The sequence below is a fragment of the uncultured Tateyamaria sp. genome, from assembly GCF_947504105.1.
Classification (GTDB): Bacteria; Pseudomonadota; Alphaproteobacteria; order Rhodobacterales; family Rhodobacteraceae; genus Tateyamaria.
Genome location: NZ_CANNGP010000011.1, coordinates 42,012 through 60,913, shown reverse-complemented (window position 1 = coordinate 60,913; position 18,902 = coordinate 42,012). Strand labels below are relative to the sequence as shown.

Sequence of the window (18,902 nt, the reverse complement as noted above, 5' to 3'; positions counted from 1 at the left end):
AAGGCGTTGATGAGAGGCACCTGCCCCTATTCCGCAGCATCACGTGCAGGCGCGCCTTCGCCATACGGCACGTTTATTCCGCCATAGCGACGCACACGCAGGTTGCACTGCTCCGCATGACCCACGAAGCCTTCGAGCATACAGAGCCGTGAACCGTAGGCGCCGATCTCTGCCGCAGCCTCGTCCGTCGTGACCTTCTGGTAGCTGTGCGTCTTGAGATACTTGCCAACCCACAGGCCGCCCGTATACCGCCCCGCCTTCTTGGTGGGCAGGGTATGGTTGGTCCCGATCACCTTGTCGCCATTCGCCACATTGGTGCGAGGGCCAAGGAACAGCGCGCCATAGCAGGTCATGTGTTCGAGGAACCAGTCGTCGCGGTCTGTCATCACCTGCACGTGCTCGGACGCCACATCGTCGGCCATTTCCAACATCTCGTCATAGGTATCGCACAGGATAATCTCGCCATAATCCTCCCAGCTTTTTCGGGCGGTGTCAGCGGTCGGCAGAATGCCGAGGATGCGCTCAATCTCGGATGCTGTTTCATCCGCCAGCTTGCGCGAGTTGGTGAGCAGCACAGCAGGTGAGTTGTAGCCATGTTCGGCCTGCCCCAGCAGGTCCGTGGCACACATCTCGGCATCGACGGTTTCATCCGCGATCACCATCGTCTCGGTTGGCCCTGCAAACAGATCAATGCCCACGCGACCAAAAAGCTGGCGCTTGGCCTCGGCCACGAAGGCGTTTCCGGGGCCAACAAGCATGTGGACCGGGTCAATCGTTTCGGTCCCAATGGCCATGGCGCCCACCGCCTGAATGCCGCCCATGACGTAGATCTCGTGTGCGCCACCCAAGTGCATGGCGGCAATCACAGCCGGGTTCGGCTTGCCCCGCCACGGTGGAGTGCAGGCGATGATGCGAGGCACGCCCGCCACGCTCGCCGTCGCCACCGACATGTGGGCAGACGCGACCATTGGGAACTTGCCTCCGGGCACATAACAACCCACGGATTGCACGGGGATATTCTTGTGACCCAAGATGACGCCTGGCATCGTCTCGACCTCTATATCCAGCATGGAGTCCCGCTGTGCCTGCGCGAAGTCGCGGACTTGCTGCTGCGCAAACTTGATGTCCTCCATCTCGCGTGAGGTCAGCTCTGCCATTAGTGCGTCGATGTCGGATTGTGTCAGGCGAAAACTCTCGGGGCTGTAATTGTCGAACTTTTCTGACAAGTCACGCACCGCCACATCCCCACGCGCCTCAATGTCCGCAAGGGTGCTTTCCACGATGGCGCGCGTCTTGGCATCGTCTTCGGCCCGCTCGGCTTCAGGCTTGCCGCGTTTCAGGTATTCAATCGTCATCTCGTCACCTCATGCATCGGGTCGCGGTGGGGTCTTGTCGCCGCGATCGAAGGCCTCCCAGCCTTCACCATCAAAAACGTCGCGCCTCAACTGGGCGAGGACGTGGGGAAAGTCGACCATCACGTAGTTGTCTGTGATACGACCATCTTCGACCTTCCAGAAATCCATGTACCGAATCTCGATCCGCTTGCCGGTGGGGGCAATGCCCATGAATTCACCGGCATGGGTCGCCTCTTGCCGTCCAAAGGCCGCAGCCCATTCGCCCATGTAAAGACGGGCTTCATCCACGCACACCTTGTCGGAGAAGGCGGCCTGGAAGGGGCGTTGCCAGTTGTCCTGAAACTCTTGCAACCCGGTCTTGGTGCCGCAGCCGGTGTTGCATATCCAGCGGAAGCTTTCGGCAAAGAACTGGCCAATGTCGTCAATGCGATGGTCGTTCAGCCCATCCACCATTCCTTCGATCACCGCTCGGGTGTCTTCGGTCTTTGTCATGTCGGTGCCTCGGGTCAGCACCGCTTGTTCCGGTCGGGAACCTTTCATCAGCGTTCTTTCTTTTTTGACAGGGCAGAACCGGGGCTCTGCCCCGGACCCCGTGGTATTTTCAGCCAGAAGAAATCATCAGCCCTTCACCGCCCCTGCCGTCAGGCCCGACACGATCTGCCGCTGGAACACCATGACCAGCAGGAACAGAGGTGCGGTGATCGATACAGCTGCCGCGACCGCTTCAACCTGATCCGTCGTGGTGGTTTCGCGGTTGAAGTAACCAGCGATGGCCGGAACCATCGTCTGGTTTTGCGCGTCCAGCAGCAGGGCCGTGACCAGGAAGTCGTTATAGCCCAGCAGGAAGCTGAACAGGCCTGTGGTAATCACCCCCGGCCACATGACCGGCATGATCACCCGGCGGAACGCCTGAAAGTGGGAACAGCCGTCAACACGTGCCGCCTCGTCCAGTTCGGAGGGGATATTCTGGAAGAACGAGCGCAGCATCCAGATCGTGAACGGCTGGTTGATCGCCACCAGCACCGCGATAATCGCCCAGGGCTGGCCGTAGAGCGTGGGGCTCAGATCACCAAGGATGGGGCGCAGGATTTCAGCCGAATTGATGAACCATGGCAGGTAGCCCGCCACCAGCACCGAGTGTGGCAAGGCGCGGAACACGAGCGCAATGATCAACAGCCAGAACGCCAGGTTCGACCCGGACCGGGCAAGGCCATATCCCGCCAAGGTGCCCACGGTCAGGGAGACAGTCACCACGCCCGCCGTCACGATCATCGAGTTGATGAAGTTGCGGTAAAACTCGTTCTCGCCCCAGACGGCCACATAGTGCTCCGTCGTCAGGCCAAGGATTGGGGTGCCCAATGGACCAGCGATGCTGTTGAGTACGCCAAAGACTACGGGCAGCGCACCAAAGAAGATCAGCACGAACAGCAAGCCATACACTGCCGCACCCACAAGCCAGCCCAGCACGATAAAGCCAGCAGGCGAGTACTGCTCGACCAGTCCGGGCAGGCGTGTAAATGCCCAGCGGATCGCGAAATAGAGAACGACCAACCCCAATGCGATGTCCAGAAAGCTCAACCCATTGCCAGCGGCCCGCGTGGCCGGCCCCGTGATCACATTCCATGCGCTCGCGTCAAAGGCATCGCGCGGGGACTTCACGCTCATCACCGCGATCCACGCTATGGGGAAGGCAGCGATCAGGCACCAGAAGGCGAGGAACGCCCCCGATGCAAGCTTGAGCGACAGCGGCTGTGCGGTGGCTTTTGACATCAGTGTGCCCCTCCTTTGTGGTCACGCCAGGTGCGGCGCAGCGGCAGGATCAGCAGGATCACGATGCCCACCATGGTCAGCATGGCACTGGCCGCAGCCCGGCTGATGGCCCGGTTGCCCGCGTCATCCGGCGTCAGGAAATCGAAGGTCAGCCATTGCAGCGAAATGACATGCGCCTGACTGCGGAAACCGATGATCTCGTCGAAGACGCGGTAACAGTCCATGAGGTGGATGAGCGCGATGAAGATGATCAGTGGCATCAGGTGCGGCACGATAACATAGCGCAGCCGTTCAAAGCGGTTGGCTCCGTCGATAATGGCAGATTCCAGTGTGTCCATGTTCACGGTTTGCAGGCCCGCATAGAAGATCACAAAGGCAAAGGGGGCGACGTGCCAGACCCGGTAGAAATACATCAACAGCTCGATCGTCCACGCCTGCCCGAACATGGCAATGTCCCGATCCAACCAGCGTTCGAGCGTGGCCGTCAGGATGCCGTCCCCCACGAACAGCCAGTAAATCGACAGTGATCCAATCACCGGCGTGATGATGAACGGCAATAGCGAGATGAAGATCACTGGACCGCGCAGCGCCTTGGCTGCATTGTTGACGGCCAGCGCAATCATCAACCCGACACCAACCACAAGCGGCAAGGTGACAAGAGTGAACATCAAGGTAAAACGCAGCGCCTTCCAGAAATCGATCTGCAGGATCTTACCCCAGTTGCCAGACCCAAGGGCCGACCAGACCTTGTCCATCTGCAGAACGTTTCGGTAGCTCTGAAACCCCACCCATTCTGTTGTGGTCTGGGCACGCCCTGTCGCCTCATCAATGACCGGAACGGTCTTGACCTCGGTCGTGCAAGTCTGTGTCAGGAAACCGGGTGTGCAGGTTTCAACCTCGATCTGTTGCATGACCGGTTGTGTGATCTGAAATGATTGAATGAGCACCGAGATCAGAGGTGCCGCAATGAACAACAGCATCATGAAGACCGATGGGGCGACGAACCAGAAGAAGGTTTTGAACTTCATGCTGCTTTCCTTTGTACGGTGCGCAGGGTGCCGCCGATCTTGCATCGCGTCATCATGTACAATGCGCTCGGGCTTGCGTCCGGTCGTTCGGCAAGACGCGCGACCGTCGCGCATCCAGCAGAGCCACCGCCCGCAACCAAATGATCTGTCGTAGGTATCATCTATCCCCCAAAGACATGCGGCTGGCCGGGGTATGCCCGGCCAGCCCAAGGTGCTTACTTGAGTACGCCAGCCTCTTTCGCCGACGTGGTGTAGGCTTCTTCCACAGCGGCCAGAGTGGCAGCCCCGTCGCGATCCCCAGTCAGGAAGGCTGGCAATTCATTGCCAAGTGCGGTGTGCAGCAGGCCCATCTGTGTGGTTGAAGGATAAGCAGGCGGTGCCGGATTGGCGGTTGCTGTCGCGACTGCTCCCTCGGCCAGCGGACCGGGTTGGTAGCCGTTCACAAGCCAGATGGCAGCCTCGTTGTTGGCGGTGACCATCTCGCTGTCCAACCCTTCCATCGCCAGACGGAAGGCCGCATCCGCTTCCTCGTCAGTGATGTTCGTCGCGATCACGATACCGTCCCACCACAAGGTCGTGGCAGGCGCACCACCATCCATCGCGATCGGCGCCGCGGCCATCGAGACCTTGCCGACAACCTGGCTTTCGTTCTCGTCGTTCATCGCGCCTGCGCGTGACGCCCACAGGTTCGCCATGGCGATCTTGCCCTGCTGGAACTGCTGCTGCACGTAAGTCGAGTCGCTGACCAGAACTTCTGGATCCGTATAGTCCAGCGTCTTCTTCATGGTCTCGAGCGCCTTCATCCCGGCGTCAGAATTCACGGCAGCGGTGTTGTCGGCATTGAAGAACGCCCCGCCAAAGCCGGGATACATGTTCACGAATTCCTGGGCCAGGTTCCAACCGGATTTCATGGTCGCGCCAATGGCATGATCGACAACGCCCGCTTCCTTGATCTTGTCCGCAGCGGCGAAGACCTCGTCCCACGTGGTCGGTGTATCGATACCAAGATCAGCCAGAATATCACTGCGATACATCAGGTGCTGGGTGTTCACCATCATCGCCACAGCCATGATCTTGCCATCCACGCGGATCAGCTGGTTCGGCGACAGGTCCTGACCGTACTTGGCAACCAGATCATCCAACGGACGAATGGTTCCCGCGTTCAGCAGCGGCGTAACGGTGCCGTTGGATACACCACCGATGTGATACAGCGACGGGTTGGCTTCGAAGGCCGCAGGTTGCTTGGTGCGGAATTCCTGATCCAGCTCAGCCTGGAAGTTCCCGCACTCAGCCATAGCGTCAGTTACGGCTTTCCATGCCTCGAACCCGGCTGTGAGCGACTTCAGCGGCACGTCGTTTTCGTAAGAACACGCAGCAAACGCTGTAGTCCCCAGAAGCGAGACAGCGCCCGCCAGTGCCAATTTCTTTAGATACATTTACAAACTCCCTGTTGTGTTAGACGCCAGTGCATCTTGCAAGGCTGCACTGGCCGGATTGGTCCGCCCGGGTGCCCCCGGACCGACGGGTCCCTCAGACAAGACGCTCGCCCGAAGAGGAATCGAATGCGTGGCAGATGCCCGCAGGAACCGAGAACGACACGGTGTCGCCAATCTCGGCCCGGAATTCTTTGTGCGTCTTGATCGAAACAAGCTGCCCGCCGGCACGAACGGTCAACATTGTCGCATCGCCAAGCAGTTCGATCGTGTAGATGGGCGCCGTGATTTGGCCACCACTGTCGGCCAGCGCCGCGTCTTCGGCACGGAACCCCAATGTTGTCGGACCGTCTGGCGCGGTCAGGCCACTGATCGTGACATTGTCACCGGTGAATGTGCCACTGCTGACAGTTCCATCCATCAGGTTCATGGCGGGTGAGCCGATGAAACTGGCGACGAAAGTGTTGGCAGGCTGGTCATAGATGTCGGTTGGCGTGCCCACTTGCTGGACCTTACCCTGCTTCATGACGACAACGCGGTCGGCCAGTGTCATTGCCTCGATCTGATCGTGCGTCACATACACAGTGGTGACCTTTAACTCATGGCTCAGGTTCTTGATCTGCGCGCGCGTCGACACACGCAGCTTTGCATCAAGGTTCGACAGCGGCTCGTCCATCAGGAAAACATTGGGTTCGCGCACGATGGCGCGGGCCAAGGCCACACGCTGCCGCTGACCACCAGACAACTCTGCAGGTTTGCGGTGCAGGAACTCGTCCAACTCGACCATGGCGCTGGCGCGGCGCACCTTTTCATCATGCATGGCGGGATCGACTTTCCGAACCTTCAAGGGGAAGCGGATATTCTCGTAGACATTCAGATGCGGATAAAGGCCGTAGGACTGGAATACCATCGCCACATCGCGGTCCTTGGGGTCCAGGTCATTGACGCGCTTGCCATCGATCACGATGTCCCCGTCTGTGGCGTCCTCTAGGCCCGCAATCATGCGCATGGTCGTGGTCTTGCCGCAGCCCGACGGGCCAAGCAAAACGAGGAATTCCTGATCGGCGATGGTCAGATCGAAATTGTCGACCCCGACAAAGCTTCCCCAGCGCTTATTGATGTTGCGTAGCTGAATCTCGGCCATGGCATCCCCCTTGTCCCATCACGGTAAGGGCCGGATTGCTGCTGTGGCAAGACATTTTTGCACACGTGTGCAATTTCGAAGATATGACGCTTTCAGATCCGAAAAGGTGGCTGAAATCGATGCGATTTCAGGCGCTTTGCTCAAACGTCTGGCACAAGCGACGGATTTCGCGTCGAAATCCTGCCGGAAGCCGCGTGGGTTTCCGGTGCTGATTCAGTCTTAGAAAAACGCCTGCAGACCGGTCTGGGCGCGCCCGAGGATCAGAGCGTGCACATCATGCGTACCCTCATACGTGTTCACCGTCTCGAGGTTCATCAGGTGGCGCATGACTTCAAACGCACCACTGATTCCATTGCCGCCATGCATGTCGCGCGCATGCCGGGCGATTTCCAGGGCCTTGCCACAGTTGTTGCGTTTGACGATGGAAATCATCTCGGGCGCCGCTTGCGCGTTATCCATCAAACGGCCCACCTGCAGCGAAGCTTGCAAGCCCAGCGCAATTTCGGTTTGCATATCCGCCAGTTTTTTCTGGAAAAGCTGCGTTTGTGCCAAGGGTTTGCCGAATTGCTTGCGGTCCAGCCCATATTGACGCGCCGCGTGCCAGCAGAACTCGGCCGCCCCCATCGCACCCCACGAGATGCCGTAGCGCGCCCGGTTCAGACAGCCGAACGGCCCCTTAAGACCCTGCACGTCCGGCAGCAATGCATCTTCACTCACCGCGACATCCTGCATCACAATCTCGCCCGTGATGGACGCACGTAAACTCAGCTTGCCCTCGATCTTGGGGGCTGAAAGGCCTGACATGCCCTTTTCCAGCACAAAACCACGGATCTTGCCGCCGTGTTCCTCGGACTTGGCCCAAACCACGAAGACATCCGCAATGGGCGCATTCGAAATCCACATCTTTGACCCGTTCAGCACATAACCGTCTTCGGTCTTCCTGGCGGTCGTCTTCATACCCGCTGGATCACTGCCCGCGTCAGGCTCGGTCAGGCCAAAGCAGCCAATCCATTCGCCTGACGCCAGCTTGGGCAGGTATTTCTTGCGCTGCTCCTCGGAGCCATAAGCGTAGATCGGGTAGATCACGAGTGACGATTGCACAGACATCATTGACCGGTAACCGCTGTCGATGCGCTCAACCTCGCGCGCCACAAGGCCGTACGACACATACGATCCGCCAAGGCCACCATACTCCTCCGGTAAAGTCACGCCCAGCAGCCCCATATCGCCCATCTCGCGGAAAATACCCGGGTCCGTCGTCTCATCTGCAAATGCGCTGACAACACGCGGCGCCAGCTTTTCCTGGGCATAGGCATGGGCCGAAGCCTGAATCATCCGTTCGTCTTCGGTCAGTTGATCGGACATGCGCAGCGGGTCGGACCAGTCAAAGGACCCAAGGTCCGGCGCATCCTTGGCCTTCAAGATCTTTGTCTCGGCGTTCATAGGGCCCTCCATCCATCTGCGTGTGCCGGATCGGCACGTCTGTTTACCGATATGTAGTGCGATGGGATTGGCAAAGCCATGCGGCATCGACACCTTGGGTTTCCCAAATTCCGGTCACATGTCGCAAGCTGGACGCAGACGTGCCCCATTTCGGCCTCATTCTCCACGCATAGACAACAGATACGATTCTGTCTTCCGGGTGGGGCCGAAGCAAAAGGAGTGCTGGCATGAAGCGCGCGATGCAAATTGGGGCCATTCTGGCCACGCTGACGGCTGCGACCGCCGTCTCGGCAGCCGAACACGAAATCCTGATCCTGCCGGACGCCTATTTCCCGTCGATCCTGTATCTTGACGACGGCGACACAGTGAAATTCACTAACTTGACTGGTGTTGAACACAACATCATTTCCAAGCATGAAAGCTGGGCACTTGGTCCCATTGCCGATCAAAGCTCGGTGACGATGGTGATCGAACAAGGTATCCAAACCGAATTCTATGACGCCAACGCCGTATCGGAGGAGGATGGCTCCTACCTCGTCGAAGGGCGTATGAGCTTCGCAGCAGCGCCGCTCGACTAGTCGTCGACAGGTTCGATGAGCACCGGGCCGGTTGCCCGGTTCGAATTGACCGCTTTATCAACACGGTGCCATGTCAGTGCATCATCCGGGGCGGCCCGCATCAGCGTGGCCGCCCCCTTTCCCATTTCACCAAGCCACAGCGCCACGTCGTCCGGTTCGAGGATCACTGGCATGCGGTGGTGGATGGCCGACATCGGCGCGTTGGCGCCCGTTGTGACAATGGCCGCGGTGCGAAAAAGATCGCCTCCCGTTCCTTTTGCGCGCCATTCTTGCCAAACGGCGGCAAAGGCAAGCGGAGCGGCATCCGCTCGCGTGATGTACCACGGTAGTCGCGTGTCCCCCTCGCGCGTCCATTCGTAAAAACCCGAAGCGATGATGACGGCCCGCCGCTCCCGGCAGGCAATCCGGAAGGCGGGTTTTTCCGCAATCGTCTCGGCCCGTGCGTTGATCAGAAGCGGGCCATCCGTTGGCGTCTTGTACCAATTTGGAATAAATCCCCAGCGCATCGGTGCCAGCCATCGCTGCCCGCGCTGATAACTAAGCGTGTGCACGGCATCGGTCGGGCATACATTGTAGTTCGGCACATCCGGCGTGTCATTCACGGCTACGGCCTCGAAGAATTGCGACATGTCTTCAGGCGCAAGTGATATTGAAAACCGTCCACACATGCGGGTGACGCTATCCTGTAAAAGATGAGACCGTAAGACGGATTTTGATCCGTCTTTTGCACTGGGTGGCGGATCAAAATCCGCCTGACAGGTAAGAGACAAAAAAGGCGGAGCAGCAGCTCCGCCTTACTTGGCTCTCGTAAGGTGCAGGTGTCCTGCGCCCCCGGTTACTTCACGGTGATCCGACCATCGATATACGGCGTGAACGGTCCTTGCGCAGCCAGGTATTCTGCCAGCACATCCGCCAGATCAGGACCAAAGTCATAGGCATTGTCCGCGGTGGTGAACATCGCATAACCGTCGCCGCCGTTGCGCACATAGTTGTTCGACACGACGCCATAAACCTTGGCGGGATCAATAGGTGCACCGCCCACCATCACGTCGCTCACACGCTCGCCCGCGGGCTTCGATCCGTCAAAGGCAAAGCTCATACCGGCAACCTGTGGGAAGCGACCCTTGACCTCTTCGATCTGGCTGACACCGTTTTCCAGCGCGTCGATCATCGCCTGACCAGACACCTGGAATGTGGACAGCGTGTTCTGGAACGGCAGTACCGTCAACACTTCGCCCATCGTGACCTCGCCAGAATCGATCGAGGCGCGGATGCCGCCACCGTTTTGAATGGCGATCTCGATGCCCTGATCTTTCACCCGGTCCAGCATCGCATCAGCGATAAGCGAGCCCATCGGGCATTCCTGAACCCGGCAAACCGAACGGTCGCCTTCAATGGCTTCTGCCGCCTCAGCAACGACACGTGTCTTCATCTCCTCGATGGGCGCGCCCATCTCGGCGATGCGCTCCGCAAATGCCGCGTTTGGTTCCACCGACGCGTCAAGCAGCATGGGATCACCCATGGCAGCCGTCACGTTGCCATCATCATCAAAGGTCACGGTCAGGTGGCCCAGATACTTGGTGTAGGCATAGGCTTGTGCCACAGCCGCATCGCCCACCATCGTCGGATAAGCGGGCGTCTCGGCGTCATCATTGGACATCAGTGTATGGCTGTGCCCGCCGATCACTACATCAATGCCATCCACGGCTTCGGCGATATCAAGATCCTTGGCCAAGCCAACGTGGTTCAGCGCGATGATGATGTCGACGCCCTCGCCCTGCAGTGTGGCCACATCGGCAGCCAGCGCATCAATCTCATCTTGGAACACAACATTCGGACCGGGGCTAGATGTTTCGACAGTGTCGGTTGTCAGGGCCGAGATCACACCGATCTTCTTGCCACCTACCTCAAGCACAACATGATTGTCGACCTTGCCATTCAGCGTTACCTCAGCCGAGAGATCGAGGTTGCCAGAGATCACAGGGAAGCTGACCTTCTCGATAAAATCGGCCAAGCCCTGCGGCCCATCGTCAAACTCGTGGTTGCCGACGGCCATGGCGTCATAGCCCATCTGTTCCATGAATTCAGCCTCGGCGGCACCCTTGTACGTGGTGTAGAAAAGCGAGCCCTGAAACGGATCACCCGCATCCAGCACTACGACATTCTGGTTGTCGAGGGATGCTTTCTTGGTATCGATGGCTGTCTTTACACGGGCCACACCACCAAAGCAGGACCCTTCGGCCTCGCCTTCTGCATCGCACGTCGAATCGTACTTGTTGATCGATTCAATGCGGCTGTGCATGTCGTTGGTGTGCAAAATGTGCAGTGTGTATTCGGCCGATGCCATGCCCGCGCTCAGCGCAAGAGCGGCGGTGCCCATCAGAAATCGGGTCATTCTGGTGTCTCCCTTGTTGGTTATGTGCGTATCGTGACAACAATATGCGGGACGAGTCAAAGCGGTTCCTTACGGAATGCACGCAACGACAACATGACATCGCGCCCTTGACCAGATGACAGGCAATCGGCATCACGCACCCATGCTGATCTACAAGATTTTTCGTGGTCCCGAATGGGCCACCCTGCGCGAAAACGGTGTAACACCGGGTGCGCCCATCGATGTGGCCGACGGCTATGTGCACTTCTCGACAGCCAAACAGGCGGCAGAAACGGCGGCGAAGCATTTCGCTGACGAGGACAACCTGTTCCTGATCGCAGTCGACACAGATTTGCTGGGCTCTGATCTGAAATGGGAGGTGTCGCGCGGCGGGGCCGAATTCCCGCATCTGTATCGAGAGATGCGGCTGGCCGACGTACACTGGGCGCAGCCATTGCCCTTGGAAGGCGGCGTCCACCAGTTCCCGGCGGGCGCAGGATTTGACACATGAGCCATATCGATCCGACAGCAGAGCAGTTTCAAACTTTCAAGGACCTGCCCCGCGATACCCCGATCGAAATGCTCAACCTCGTCCGTTTCAACGATCTCGCCAACTATCCCGGCGACCACGAACTTGCCCGTGATGGGCTGACAGGCGCACAGGCCTATGGGCTTTATAGCAAGCACTCCGGCCCCGTATTGGGAAAGGTTGGCGGTTCGATAATATGGCGTGGTGGGTTTGAAACCATGCTGATCGGCCCCTCGGACGAGGCATGGGATGCGGTCTTCATTGCCCGCTATCCAAACACCGCTGCCTTCCTCGCCATGGTCACCGACCCTGACTACCAGCGCGCGGTGGTGCATCGACAGGCGGCGGTGAAAACCTCGCGCCTGATCCGGTGCAAACCGGCGGATGGGGGCACGACCTTCGGATGAAACAGGCATTGGAACGGATCGGAACACGAACCCTCCGCAAGCTCGACCCCGAGATTGCGCACGGGCTGGCACTCAAGGCGCTGCACACCCCACTGGCCCCCTTGCCAGGACCGGTGACAAGCGACCGACTGCGCACAACGCTTGCGGGTATGACGTTGCCCAACCCCGTAGGGCTCGCCGCCGGGTTTGACAAGAACGCCACCGCCATCGCCCCGCTCAGCCGCGCTGGTTTCGGCTGGATCGAAGTGGGCGCGGCCACCCCCCTTCCCCAACCTGGCAACCCCAAACCGCGCCTGTTTCGACTGGCCAGGGATGCAGCCGCCATCAACCGCTTCGGCTTCAACAATGATGGGATGGAAGCGATTGCGACTCGGCTTGCCAAGCGACCAAGGGGCGTGCCCGTCGGCCTCAACCTTGGCGCCAACAAAGACAGCGCTAATCGGGCGGAGGATTTCGCCCGCGTTCTGCAGCACTGCGCGCCTCATATCGACTTTGCCACGGTGAACGTCTCCAGCCCCAACACCGAAAAGCTGCGGGACTTGCAAGGTCCAATGGCGCTTGCTGCGTTGCTCGACGGCGTGATGCAGGTGCGCGGCGACATCCCGGTGTTCCTCAAAATCGCGCCGGATCTGACCGACCTGGACCTCGCCGACATTGCCAAGGTGGCGGAGGATGCACGCGTAGCCGCGATCATTGCCACCAATACGACGCTGGATCGTGACGGGCTGCAAAGCCCGCATGCCGGGGAAAAAGGTGGCCTGTCCGGACAGCCACTGTTCGAAAAGTCCACCCGCGTGCTTGCAAAGCTGCACCAACTGACTAAGACGCCGCTGGTCGGTGTAGGCGGTGTCGCATCTGCCGAACAGGCCTATGCCAAGATCAAGGCGGGGGCGTCGGCCGTGCAGCTCTATACGGGTCTCGTCTTTGGCGGTCTCAGCCTCGCTGCGCGCATCGCCGAGGGTCTGGATCTGCAACTGGAACGGGATGGCTTCCAATCGGTCAGCGAAGCCGTCGGAACGGACACTGCCGACTGGCTTTGATCCTCTTTCATCTTGCCGGGTAAACTCCGGGGTCTGGGGCAGCGCCCCAGTCCTCAACCCGCTGCCCGCTCCAACGCCGGATAGCGCACTCCAAGCGTCACACCGCGCGCAATGAACGACACAAGCAAGGCCGCCCAAAGGCCGTGATTTCCCATCAGGGGCAGCAGCGTCAGCACGGCCAGCCAATACAGAACAAACGATATCGCCATCATGTTGCGCATATCCCGCCCGCGGCCCGCACCGATGAAAATGCCATCGAACATCCACGCCGCACAGCCCACCAAGGGTGCCGCCACCATCCACCACAGATATTCCCGCGCCACCAGTTGAACATCCGCGTCCTTGGCCATCACGTCGATCAGCCACGGGCCTGCCAACAGGAACGCAAGGGCCGTCGACGCGCAAATCACCATGCCCCACATCCCCGTCATCAATGATGAGCGCCGCACCCGTGCCGGATCGCGGCGACCATAAGCCCGGGCGATCAGGGTTTCGGCTGCAAAGGCAAAACCATCCATGGCGTAAGCCGTGATGTACATGAACTGGATCAACACCTCGTTCGCCGCCAGCGTCACATCGCCAAACCGCGCGCCCAGAAACACGAAGCTGGAAAAGATGATCATCAGCATGGCCGAGCGCAGCAGGATATCCGTGTTCAACAGCGCCATCTTGATCAGTTGGGCGCGGCGCAGCACACGGGGCCAGTCGCACCACGCCGGACGGGCAAAGGCGGCCCGGCAGAACCACAACCCAAGTGCCGCGCCAATCACTTCCGCGATGACCGTCGCGATGGCAACACCGGAGACCCCCCAGCCGAACCCCAGAACAAAGACGAAGTTGAGCGCAATGTTCACCCCGTTCATCACCAACTGGACCCAGAACACGCCGCCCGTCCGCTCCATTGCCACAAGCCAGCCGGTCAGCGCGTAAACAGCGATGGCCGCGGGGGCTGTCCAGATGCGGATGAACAGGTAGTCGCGGGTCAGGTTTTCCACCTCGGCGCTTGCAGGCGACAGTTGGAACGCAACCCAGAAGATGGGGATTTGCAGCAGGATCAACCCGGCACCGCCGATCCCGGCAACCAACAATGCACGGGTGAGCCAGGCCGACACTTCATCATTGTCCCCAGCACCGGCGGCCTGCCCCACAAGGCTGACAGTGCCCATGCGCAGGAAACCGAAAATCCAGTAAATCGTGGTCAGGATGATCGCCCCCATGGCGACGGCGCCAATGGGGGCCGCTTCGCCCAACTGCCCCACTACGCCCACGTCGACGGCCCCAAGGATCGGCACCGTCGCGTTCGACAACACGATGGGCAGCGCAATCCTCAGCACCCGCTTGTGCGTCAGCGGGGCGGGAGGTTCGGTGGGCGCTACAGCCTCCATCTACCGCCGTTGCGGCATGACAAAATGCCCGGTGGCCTGTGCGAACAGGCGGTCTCGGTTGTCCTGCCACCCCTCGACATGAACCGACGCATAACGCCGCCCCGAGCGGTTGATGCGCGCCCGCGCATAGGCGTCACGGGGCAGCCCCGAGCGCAGGTAGTCGACAGAGAAGTCGACCGTTTTGGGCAAGCGAGGCAGTATTGGCGCAGCGCTCGGATCAAAGTCGAGTGCACCGCTTTCGATGTCTTCCCAAAGATAGGACCAGGACAGGGTGATGACCGCCGTCGCCTCCAGAAAGGCCGCTGTTACACCGCCATGTAGCGCAGGCAGCAGCGGGTTGCCGATCAGCTTTTCGTCAAAGGGCAGCACGCCCGTCAACTCATCCCCCCGTCGATCAAAGGTCAGACCAAGATACTGGATGTAGGGCACACCGCCCACCAACGCGGACAGCGCAGCATCGCGCCGTTGCTTGACGACCTGCACGGGCTCGGGGCGTTTCATACCTTGCCCTCCACCGTAAAGGCGCCCGTGGCGCTGGCCACCGGGTTGTCGCTGTCGTCATCACAGGCCGTTGCACGCACGAAGGCAACCGAGCGCGTGACATGATAGCACGTAGCGCGGGCCGTGATGGCTTGCCCCGGGGTCGCGGCACGCATGTAGTCGATGCGCAGATCAAGCGTGGCTGTTCCGCCAAGGTTTTCCGGATGGCTCATCACAGCCGCTCCGCAACAGGTGTCCATAACAGCCGACACCGCCCCACCGCTGATGACGCCCGTTTCCGGGTCCCCGATCAGCCTTTTGTCATAAGGCATTGTGATCACCGCCACACCATCGTCCATCTCGGTCAGTTTCATGCCAAGATCGCGGGAATGTGGAATAGCTTCGATGAATTGTCGGGCAAGCTTCAGTTTATCGGGGTCGGACATAAGGCCTCGTCGCGCGGTCTTGGGCCTACGTTATGGGTCTTGTCCGCCGCTTGGGCAAGGCACCTGTTGCGCGCCGCGCGCACGCGCCTTAGGCTTGAAGTCCAGGGATGGAGACAAAGGAAGTCATGGCAGACGACCGCTTGAGCTTTAAAGAGATGTGTGCGGAATTTGATGTGACGCCGCGCACGCTGCGCTACTACGAATATATCGAGTTGCTGCAACCGGACCGCGAGGGTCGATCACGATTCTATGGCCCACGCGAATGCGCACGCATGAAACTGATCCTGCGTGGACGCAAGTTTGGCTTCCAACTGGAAGACATCCGTCAATGGTTGCTGATCTACGAACATGAAGGGACCGAGGCACAGATGCGCACCTGGGTCGAAATGGCTGACGGGCAACTGAAAGAGTTGGACGAACAGCGCAGGCAGCTGGACGAAGCACGGGACGAGTTGCAAGGGCTACGCGACAGCGTCGCCACTGAACTCAAGAATTGAACAGGCAGCGACGCATACCGTCGCTCCCAAGCAATTCACTGCAATGTCTTAGATCACAGACAAAGTAGCGCATTTTGCCAGGTGATTGACCTGCTGGCTCGTGCTGCCCTGGACCAGGGAACCAATACTACCCAAACCACGTCGTCCCGTTACAATCAGGTCCGCGCCAACATCCTGCGCGCACGCCGTGATCTTCTGGGCAGGGTCGCCCTGATCCGTGCGCGCCTCTGCGATCTCCCGACCGCATTCCTTGGCAACGGCCTCTGCGCTTTCCACGATCTTGTTTGCCGCCTCCACCACTTCGTCCTGGCTCGGCATCGTGGTGACGGCGTGATAGCCGGCAACGGCTCCCATGGCAAAAGCAACCGTCTGCGGTTGCGGGGTGTGCACCAGATAAAGCGCACTGTCGTACTTACCCGCCAGGTCGCAAGCAATGCGCACCGCATTGTCCGATGTGCTCGAGCCGTCGACGCCCACTACAATTCTCTTGAACATGTCATGCACTCCCTTTGACTGCACGGGCAGCCTAGCGGCAGGGTGAACGTGTCACCTTGATATGCATCAAGACGCGAAATTCCGACGCAATCGCAGTTGACGTGCCCCACAAGCACGTCAACTCACTTCGTGACGCAACGTACAACTTACGTCAACGTCACCTGCCGGTTGCATCGAATCTGCGTCTCCACCATGTGGTGGGCGTAACAGGATATGCGAGCGATCAGATGAGTGACAAATCGATGACCATTCGCGAGATGTGTGACGTTTATGGCGTGACACCGCGAACACTGCGCTTTTACGAAGCGAAGGAATTGCTGTTCCCGATCCGCGAGGGTCAGAAACGCCTCTTTACCAAACGCGACCGCGCCCGGTTGAAACTGATCCTGCGCGGCAAACGCTTTGGATTCAGCCTTGAGGAGATACGTCAGCTTCTGGACCTTTACGACATGGGCGACCAGCAGCAGACCCAATTTGCGCGCACATATGAAATAGCGCGGGACCGGTTGTCTGATATGGAACGGCAGCGCGACGAGCTGACCGAGGCGATCGACGACCTCAAGAACCAGTTGAAATGGGGCGAAAAAATAATCGCCTCGATGAACACCACGAAGAAGGCCGCTGAGTAAGCGGCAACATTGAATAGCGCGGTCCCCGCGATCGCGACGCAGTAAGGGAGAGAAACCTATGCCCAGCTACACGCCCCCCACCAAGGACATGCAATTCATCCTGCACGACGTGCTCAACGTCACCGGCAGCGACATCCCCGGCTATGACGAGTTGGAAGCGGATTTCACCTCGGCCATTCTGGACGAAGCAGGCAAGCTGACCTCCGAAGTTCTGGCACCTCTGAACGTCGTGGGTGACAAGGAAGGCTGCCGGTTGGAAAACGGTGTGGTCTACACTCCCACAGGCTTCAAGGACGCGTTCGAGCAGGTGAAAGAAGGCGGCTGGCCCGGACTGGACATGCCCGAGGAATTCGGCGGCCAGAACATGCCCTACGTCATCGGCACGGCGGTGGGCGAGATGTTTTCGTCCGCCAACATGGCCTTCACCATGTACCAGGGTCTGACGCACGGCGCGGCTTCGGCCATTCTGGCGCACGGCAGCCAAGCCCAAAAGGAAACCTATCTGCCCAAGATGGTGTCCTGCGAATGGACCGGCACCATGAACCTGACCGAACCGCATTGCGGTACCGATCTGGGCCTGATGCGCACCAAGGCAGAGCCTCAGGACGACGGCAGCTACAAAATCTCCGGCCAGAAGATCTTTATCTCAGCCGGTGAACACGACATGGCGGACAACATCATCCACCTGGTGCTGGCGAAGATCGTCGGCGGTCCCGAGGGGATCAAGGGTGTGTCGCTCTTCATCGTACCGAAGTTTCTGGTGAACGAAGACGGCTCACTCGGGGCGCGCAACGGTGTGGCCGTCGGCAACATCGAAGAGAAGATGGGCATTCACGGCAACTCCACCTGCGTGATGAACTATGACGGGGCCGTAGGCTACCTGATCGGGGAAGAGCACAAGGGCATGCGCGCCATGTTCACCATGATGAACGAAGCGCGTCTGGGTGTAGGCATGCAAGGCCTGTCCCAAGCCGAAGTTGCTTACCAAAACGCCGTTGAGTACGCCAACGACCGTCTGCAAGGGCGCGACGTGACCGGTGCCAAGGCCCCTGAAAAGCCCGCCGATCCGCTGATCGTGCACCCCGATATCCGCCGCTCACTGATGGAACAGAAGTCGTTCGCAGAAGGTGCGCGTGCCTTCATCCTGTGGGGCGCCACAATGATCGACGCCGCCCACCGGGCGGGTGACAAGGACGCCGACGGCATCGTGTCGCTGCTGACGCCGATCATCAAAGGCTTCCTCACCGACGTGGGCTATGACAACACCATCAAAGCCCAGCAGGTCTATGGCGGTCACGGCTACATCGAGGAATGGGGCATGTCGCAATACACCCGCGACGCCCGCATCGCGATGATCTACGAAGGGGCCAATGGCGTGCAGGCGCTGGACCTCGTGGGCCGCAAGCTGGCGCAGGACGGTGGCAAGCACGTGATGGCGTTCTTTGATCTGGTGAAGTCCTTCATCAAGGACAACGCGGGGCAGGACGAGGCCTATGACGCTGAGTTCCTGGAGCCGCTCAAGGCCGCCTCCAAGGACCTGCAAGCCGCGGGCATGTACTTCATGCAGAACGGCATGACGAACCCGAACAACGCGCTGTCTGGGTCCTACGACTTCATGCACATGTTCGGACATGTCTGCCTGGGCCTTATGTGGGCGCGGATGGGCAAAGCCTCACTTGAAGCCTTGGCCAATGGCACGTCGGATCCCGAGTTCCACGAGACCAAGCTGGCGACGGGCCGCTACTACATGGCGCGCCAACTGCCTGCCACCGTGCTGCACCTGACGCGCATCCAGACCGGTGCCGACACTGTGATGGCACTGGAAGCGGCAAACTTCTAAAGTCAGTGGGGCGGGCAATTTGCCCGTCC

At 59.6% G+C, this 18,902-nt stretch carries 20 protein-coding genes; 7 read left to right on the top strand and 13 right to left on the bottom strand.

What is annotated here, in order from left to right:
* Positions 1–26: 26 nt before the first annotated feature.
* From hisD to Q1A75_RS09400, 7 genes are all read right to left on the bottom strand, one after another.
* Entirely contained in the window at positions 27–1,355 is a 1,329-nt protein-coding gene (gene hisD, locus Q1A75_RS09430) for a histidinol dehydrogenase (protein ID WP_299547144.1), read from the bottom strand.
* Positions 1,356–1,364: 9 nt separating this feature from the next.
* The gene (locus Q1A75_RS09425; RefSeq protein ID WP_299547141.1) at positions 1,365–1,895 is read right to left on the bottom strand and encodes an ester cyclase; all 531 of its coding nucleotides are present in this window, start codon (positions 1,893–1,895) and stop codon (positions 1,365–1,367) included.
* 78 nt (positions 1,896–1,973) lie between these two features.
* Positions 1,974–3,125, bottom strand: a complete 1,152-nt coding sequence (locus Q1A75_RS09420) for a carbohydrate ABC transporter permease (RefSeq protein ID WP_299547138.1) — start codon at positions 3,123–3,125, stop codon at positions 1,974–1,976.
* The gene (locus Q1A75_RS09415; protein ID WP_299547135.1) at positions 3,125–4,153 is read right to left on the bottom strand and encodes a sugar ABC transporter permease; all 1,029 of its coding nucleotides are present in this window, start codon (positions 4,151–4,153) and stop codon (positions 3,125–3,127) included. Before Q1A75_RS09415 ends, Q1A75_RS09420 begins: the two co-directional genes overlap by 1 nt.
* A 215-nt stretch (positions 4,154–4,368) precedes the next feature.
* A complete protein-coding gene (locus tag Q1A75_RS09410) occupies positions 4,369–5,589 on the bottom strand; it encodes an extracellular solute-binding protein (RefSeq protein WP_299547132.1) in 1,221 nt (406 codons plus the stop codon).
* Between the two features lie 94 nt (positions 5,590–5,683).
* On the bottom strand, positions 5,684–6,730 hold the full coding sequence (locus Q1A75_RS09405; RefSeq protein WP_299547129.1) for an ABC transporter ATP-binding protein: 1,047 nt from the start codon (positions 6,728–6,730) through the stop codon (positions 5,684–5,686).
* A gap of 219 nt (positions 6,731–6,949) precedes the next feature.
* The gene (locus tag Q1A75_RS09400) at positions 6,950–8,173 is read right to left on the bottom strand and encodes an acyl-CoA dehydrogenase (RefSeq protein WP_299547126.1); all 1,224 of its coding nucleotides are present in this window, start codon (positions 8,171–8,173) and stop codon (positions 6,950–6,952) included.
* A 227-nt stretch (positions 8,174–8,400) separates the two neighbouring features.
* On the opposite strand from Q1A75_RS09400, the gene Q1A75_RS09395 reads away from it, so the two are divergent.
* Positions 8,401–8,751 carry a hypothetical protein gene (locus tag Q1A75_RS09395; protein ID WP_299547123.1) on the top strand — a complete coding sequence of 117 codons (351 nt, stop codon included), beginning with the start codon at positions 8,401–8,403 and terminating at the stop codon, positions 8,749–8,751.
* On the opposite strand, the gene Q1A75_RS09390 is transcribed toward Q1A75_RS09395, so the two are convergent.
* Both Q1A75_RS09390 and Q1A75_RS09385 read right to left on the bottom strand, forming a co-directional pair.
* Positions 8,748–9,419 (bottom strand): SOS response-associated peptidase, encoded by a 672-nt coding sequence (locus Q1A75_RS09390; RefSeq protein WP_299547120.1) that lies wholly within the window; start codon positions 9,417–9,419, stop codon positions 8,748–8,750. The two genes, Q1A75_RS09395 and Q1A75_RS09390, sit on opposite strands and share 4 nt — an antisense overlap.
* Positions 9,420–9,586: 167 nt before the next feature.
* Positions 9,587–11,146, bottom strand: coding sequence for a bifunctional metallophosphatase/5'-nucleotidase (locus tag Q1A75_RS09385; protein WP_299547117.1), 1,560 nt, complete (start codon positions 11,144–11,146; stop codon positions 9,587–9,589).
* Positions 11,147–11,288: 142 nt separating this feature from the next.
* Here Q1A75_RS09385 and Q1A75_RS09380 point away from each other — a divergent pair, with 142 nt between their 5' ends.
* The 3 genes from Q1A75_RS09380 to Q1A75_RS09370 are packed head-to-tail and all read left to right on the top strand — an operon-like array spanning position 11,289 to position 13,101.
* Positions 11,289–11,636 (top strand): DUF952 domain-containing protein, encoded by a 348-nt coding sequence (locus Q1A75_RS09380; RefSeq protein ID WP_299547115.1) that lies wholly within the window; start codon positions 11,289–11,291, stop codon positions 11,634–11,636.
* Positions 11,633–12,061, top strand: coding sequence for a DUF1330 domain-containing protein (locus tag Q1A75_RS09375; protein WP_299547113.1), 429 nt, complete (start codon positions 11,633–11,635; stop codon positions 12,059–12,061). The genes Q1A75_RS09380 and Q1A75_RS09375 overlap by 4 nt, the downstream gene beginning before the upstream one ends.
* Positions 12,058–13,101 carry a quinone-dependent dihydroorotate dehydrogenase gene (locus tag Q1A75_RS09370; RefSeq protein WP_299547111.1) on the top strand — a complete coding sequence of 348 codons (1,044 nt, stop codon included), beginning with the start codon at positions 12,058–12,060 and terminating at the stop codon, positions 13,099–13,101. Before Q1A75_RS09375 ends, Q1A75_RS09370 begins: the two co-directional genes overlap by 4 nt.
* 53 nt (positions 13,102–13,154) lie before the next feature.
* Here Q1A75_RS09370 and Q1A75_RS09365 read toward each other — a convergent pair whose 3' ends face one another.
* Genes Q1A75_RS09365 through Q1A75_RS09355 form a run of 3 tightly spaced genes read right to left on the bottom strand, consistent with a single transcriptional unit; the run spans position 13,155 to position 15,412 of the window.
* Entirely contained in the window at positions 13,155–14,486 is a 1,332-nt protein-coding gene (locus Q1A75_RS09365) for an MATE family efflux transporter (protein WP_299547108.1), read from the bottom strand.
* Positions 14,487–14,987, bottom strand: a complete 501-nt coding sequence (locus tag Q1A75_RS09360; protein ID WP_299547105.1) for a PaaI family thioesterase — start codon at positions 14,985–14,987, stop codon at positions 14,487–14,489.
* Complete coding sequence (locus tag Q1A75_RS09355; protein ID WP_299547102.1) at positions 14,984–15,412, bottom strand: PaaI family thioesterase; 429 nt, start codon at positions 15,410–15,412, stop codon at positions 14,984–14,986. The genes Q1A75_RS09360 and Q1A75_RS09355 overlap by 4 nt, the downstream gene beginning before the upstream one ends.
* Positions 15,413–15,537: 125 nt before the next feature.
* Between Q1A75_RS09355 and Q1A75_RS09350 the strand changes: the two genes are divergently transcribed.
* Positions 15,538–15,909: a MerR family DNA-binding transcriptional regulator gene (locus Q1A75_RS09350; RefSeq protein WP_299547099.1), complete on the top strand. Its 372-nt coding sequence runs from the start codon at positions 15,538–15,540 to the stop codon at positions 15,907–15,909.
* Positions 15,910–15,957: 48 nt separating this feature from the next.
* Here the strand turns inward: Q1A75_RS09350 and Q1A75_RS09345 are convergent, their stop codons facing one another.
* A complete protein-coding gene (locus Q1A75_RS09345) occupies positions 15,958–16,404 on the bottom strand; it encodes a universal stress protein (RefSeq protein ID WP_299547096.1) in 447 nt (148 codons plus the stop codon).
* Between the two features lie 227 nt (positions 16,405–16,631).
* On the opposite strand from Q1A75_RS09345, the gene Q1A75_RS09340 reads away from it, so the two are divergent.
* Together Q1A75_RS09340 and Q1A75_RS09335 are read left to right on the top strand one after the other, a co-directional pair.
* Positions 16,632–17,033 (top strand): MerR family DNA-binding transcriptional regulator, encoded by a 402-nt coding sequence (locus Q1A75_RS09340; RefSeq protein WP_299547093.1) that lies wholly within the window; start codon positions 16,632–16,634, stop codon positions 17,031–17,033.
* 58 nt (positions 17,034–17,091) lie between these two features.
* Positions 17,092–18,873: an acyl-CoA dehydrogenase C-terminal domain-containing protein gene (locus Q1A75_RS09335; RefSeq protein WP_299547090.1), complete on the top strand. Its 1,782-nt coding sequence runs from the start codon at positions 17,092–17,094 to the stop codon at positions 18,871–18,873.
* Positions 18,874–18,902: the final 29 nt, after the last annotated feature.

Excerpts from the sequence above, each read along its gene's own strand:
- hisD (WP_299547144.1), bottom strand. The coding sequence starts at position 1,355 with ATGACGATTGAATACCTGAAACGCGGCAAGCCTGAAGCCGAGCGGGCC.
- Q1A75_RS09425 (WP_299547141.1), bottom strand. The coding sequence starts at position 1,895 with ATGAAAGGTTCCCGACCGGAACAAGCGGTGCTGACCCGAGGCACCGAC.
- Q1A75_RS09420 (WP_299547138.1), bottom strand. The coding sequence starts at position 3,125 with ATGTCAAAAGCCACCGCACAGCCGCTGTCGCTCAAGCTTGCATCGGGG.
- Q1A75_RS09415 (WP_299547135.1), bottom strand. The coding sequence starts at position 4,153 with ATGAAGTTCAAAACCTTCTTCTGGTTCGTCGCCCCATCGGTCTTCATG.
- Q1A75_RS09410 (WP_299547132.1), bottom strand. The coding sequence starts at position 5,589 with ATGTATCTAAAGAAATTGGCACTGGCGGGCGCTGTCTCGCTTCTGGGG.
- Q1A75_RS09405 (WP_299547129.1), bottom strand. The coding sequence starts at position 6,730 with ATGGCCGAGATTCAGCTACGCAACATCAATAAGCGCTGGGGAAGCTTT.
- Q1A75_RS09400 (WP_299547126.1), bottom strand. The coding sequence starts at position 8,173 with ATGAACGCCGAGACAAAGATCTTGAAGGCCAAGGATGCGCCGGACCTT.
- Q1A75_RS09395 (WP_299547123.1), top strand. The coding sequence starts at position 8,401 with ATGAAGCGCGCGATGCAAATTGGGGCCATTCTGGCCACGCTGACGGCT.
- Q1A75_RS09390 (WP_299547120.1), bottom strand. The coding sequence starts at position 9,419 with ATGTGTGGACGGTTTTCAATATCACTTGCGCCTGAAGACATGTCGCAA.
- Q1A75_RS09385 (WP_299547117.1), bottom strand. The coding sequence starts at position 11,146 with ATGACCCGATTTCTGATGGGCACCGCCGCTCTTGCGCTGAGCGCGGGC.
- Q1A75_RS09380 (WP_299547115.1), top strand. The coding sequence starts at position 11,289 with ATGCTGATCTACAAGATTTTTCGTGGTCCCGAATGGGCCACCCTGCGC.
- Q1A75_RS09375 (WP_299547113.1), top strand. The coding sequence starts at position 11,633 with ATGAGCCATATCGATCCGACAGCAGAGCAGTTTCAAACTTTCAAGGAC.
- Q1A75_RS09370 (WP_299547111.1), top strand. The coding sequence starts at position 12,058 with ATGAAACAGGCATTGGAACGGATCGGAACACGAACCCTCCGCAAGCTC.
- Q1A75_RS09365 (WP_299547108.1), bottom strand. The coding sequence starts at position 14,486 with ATGGAGGCTGTAGCGCCCACCGAACCTCCCGCCCCGCTGACGCACAAG.
- Q1A75_RS09360 (WP_299547105.1), bottom strand. The coding sequence starts at position 14,987 with ATGAAACGCCCCGAGCCCGTGCAGGTCGTCAAGCAACGGCGCGATGCT.
- Q1A75_RS09355 (WP_299547102.1), bottom strand. The coding sequence starts at position 15,412 with ATGTCCGACCCCGATAAACTGAAGCTTGCCCGACAATTCATCGAAGCT.
- Q1A75_RS09350 (WP_299547099.1), top strand. The coding sequence starts at position 15,538 with ATGGCAGACGACCGCTTGAGCTTTAAAGAGATGTGTGCGGAATTTGAT.
- Q1A75_RS09345 (WP_299547096.1), bottom strand. The coding sequence starts at position 16,404 with ATGTTCAAGAGAATTGTAGTGGGCGTCGACGGCTCGAGCACATCGGAC.
- Q1A75_RS09340 (WP_299547093.1), top strand. The coding sequence starts at position 16,632 with ATGAGTGACAAATCGATGACCATTCGCGAGATGTGTGACGTTTATGGC.
- Q1A75_RS09335 (WP_299547090.1), top strand. The coding sequence starts at position 17,092 with ATGCCCAGCTACACGCCCCCCACCAAGGACATGCAATTCATCCTGCAC.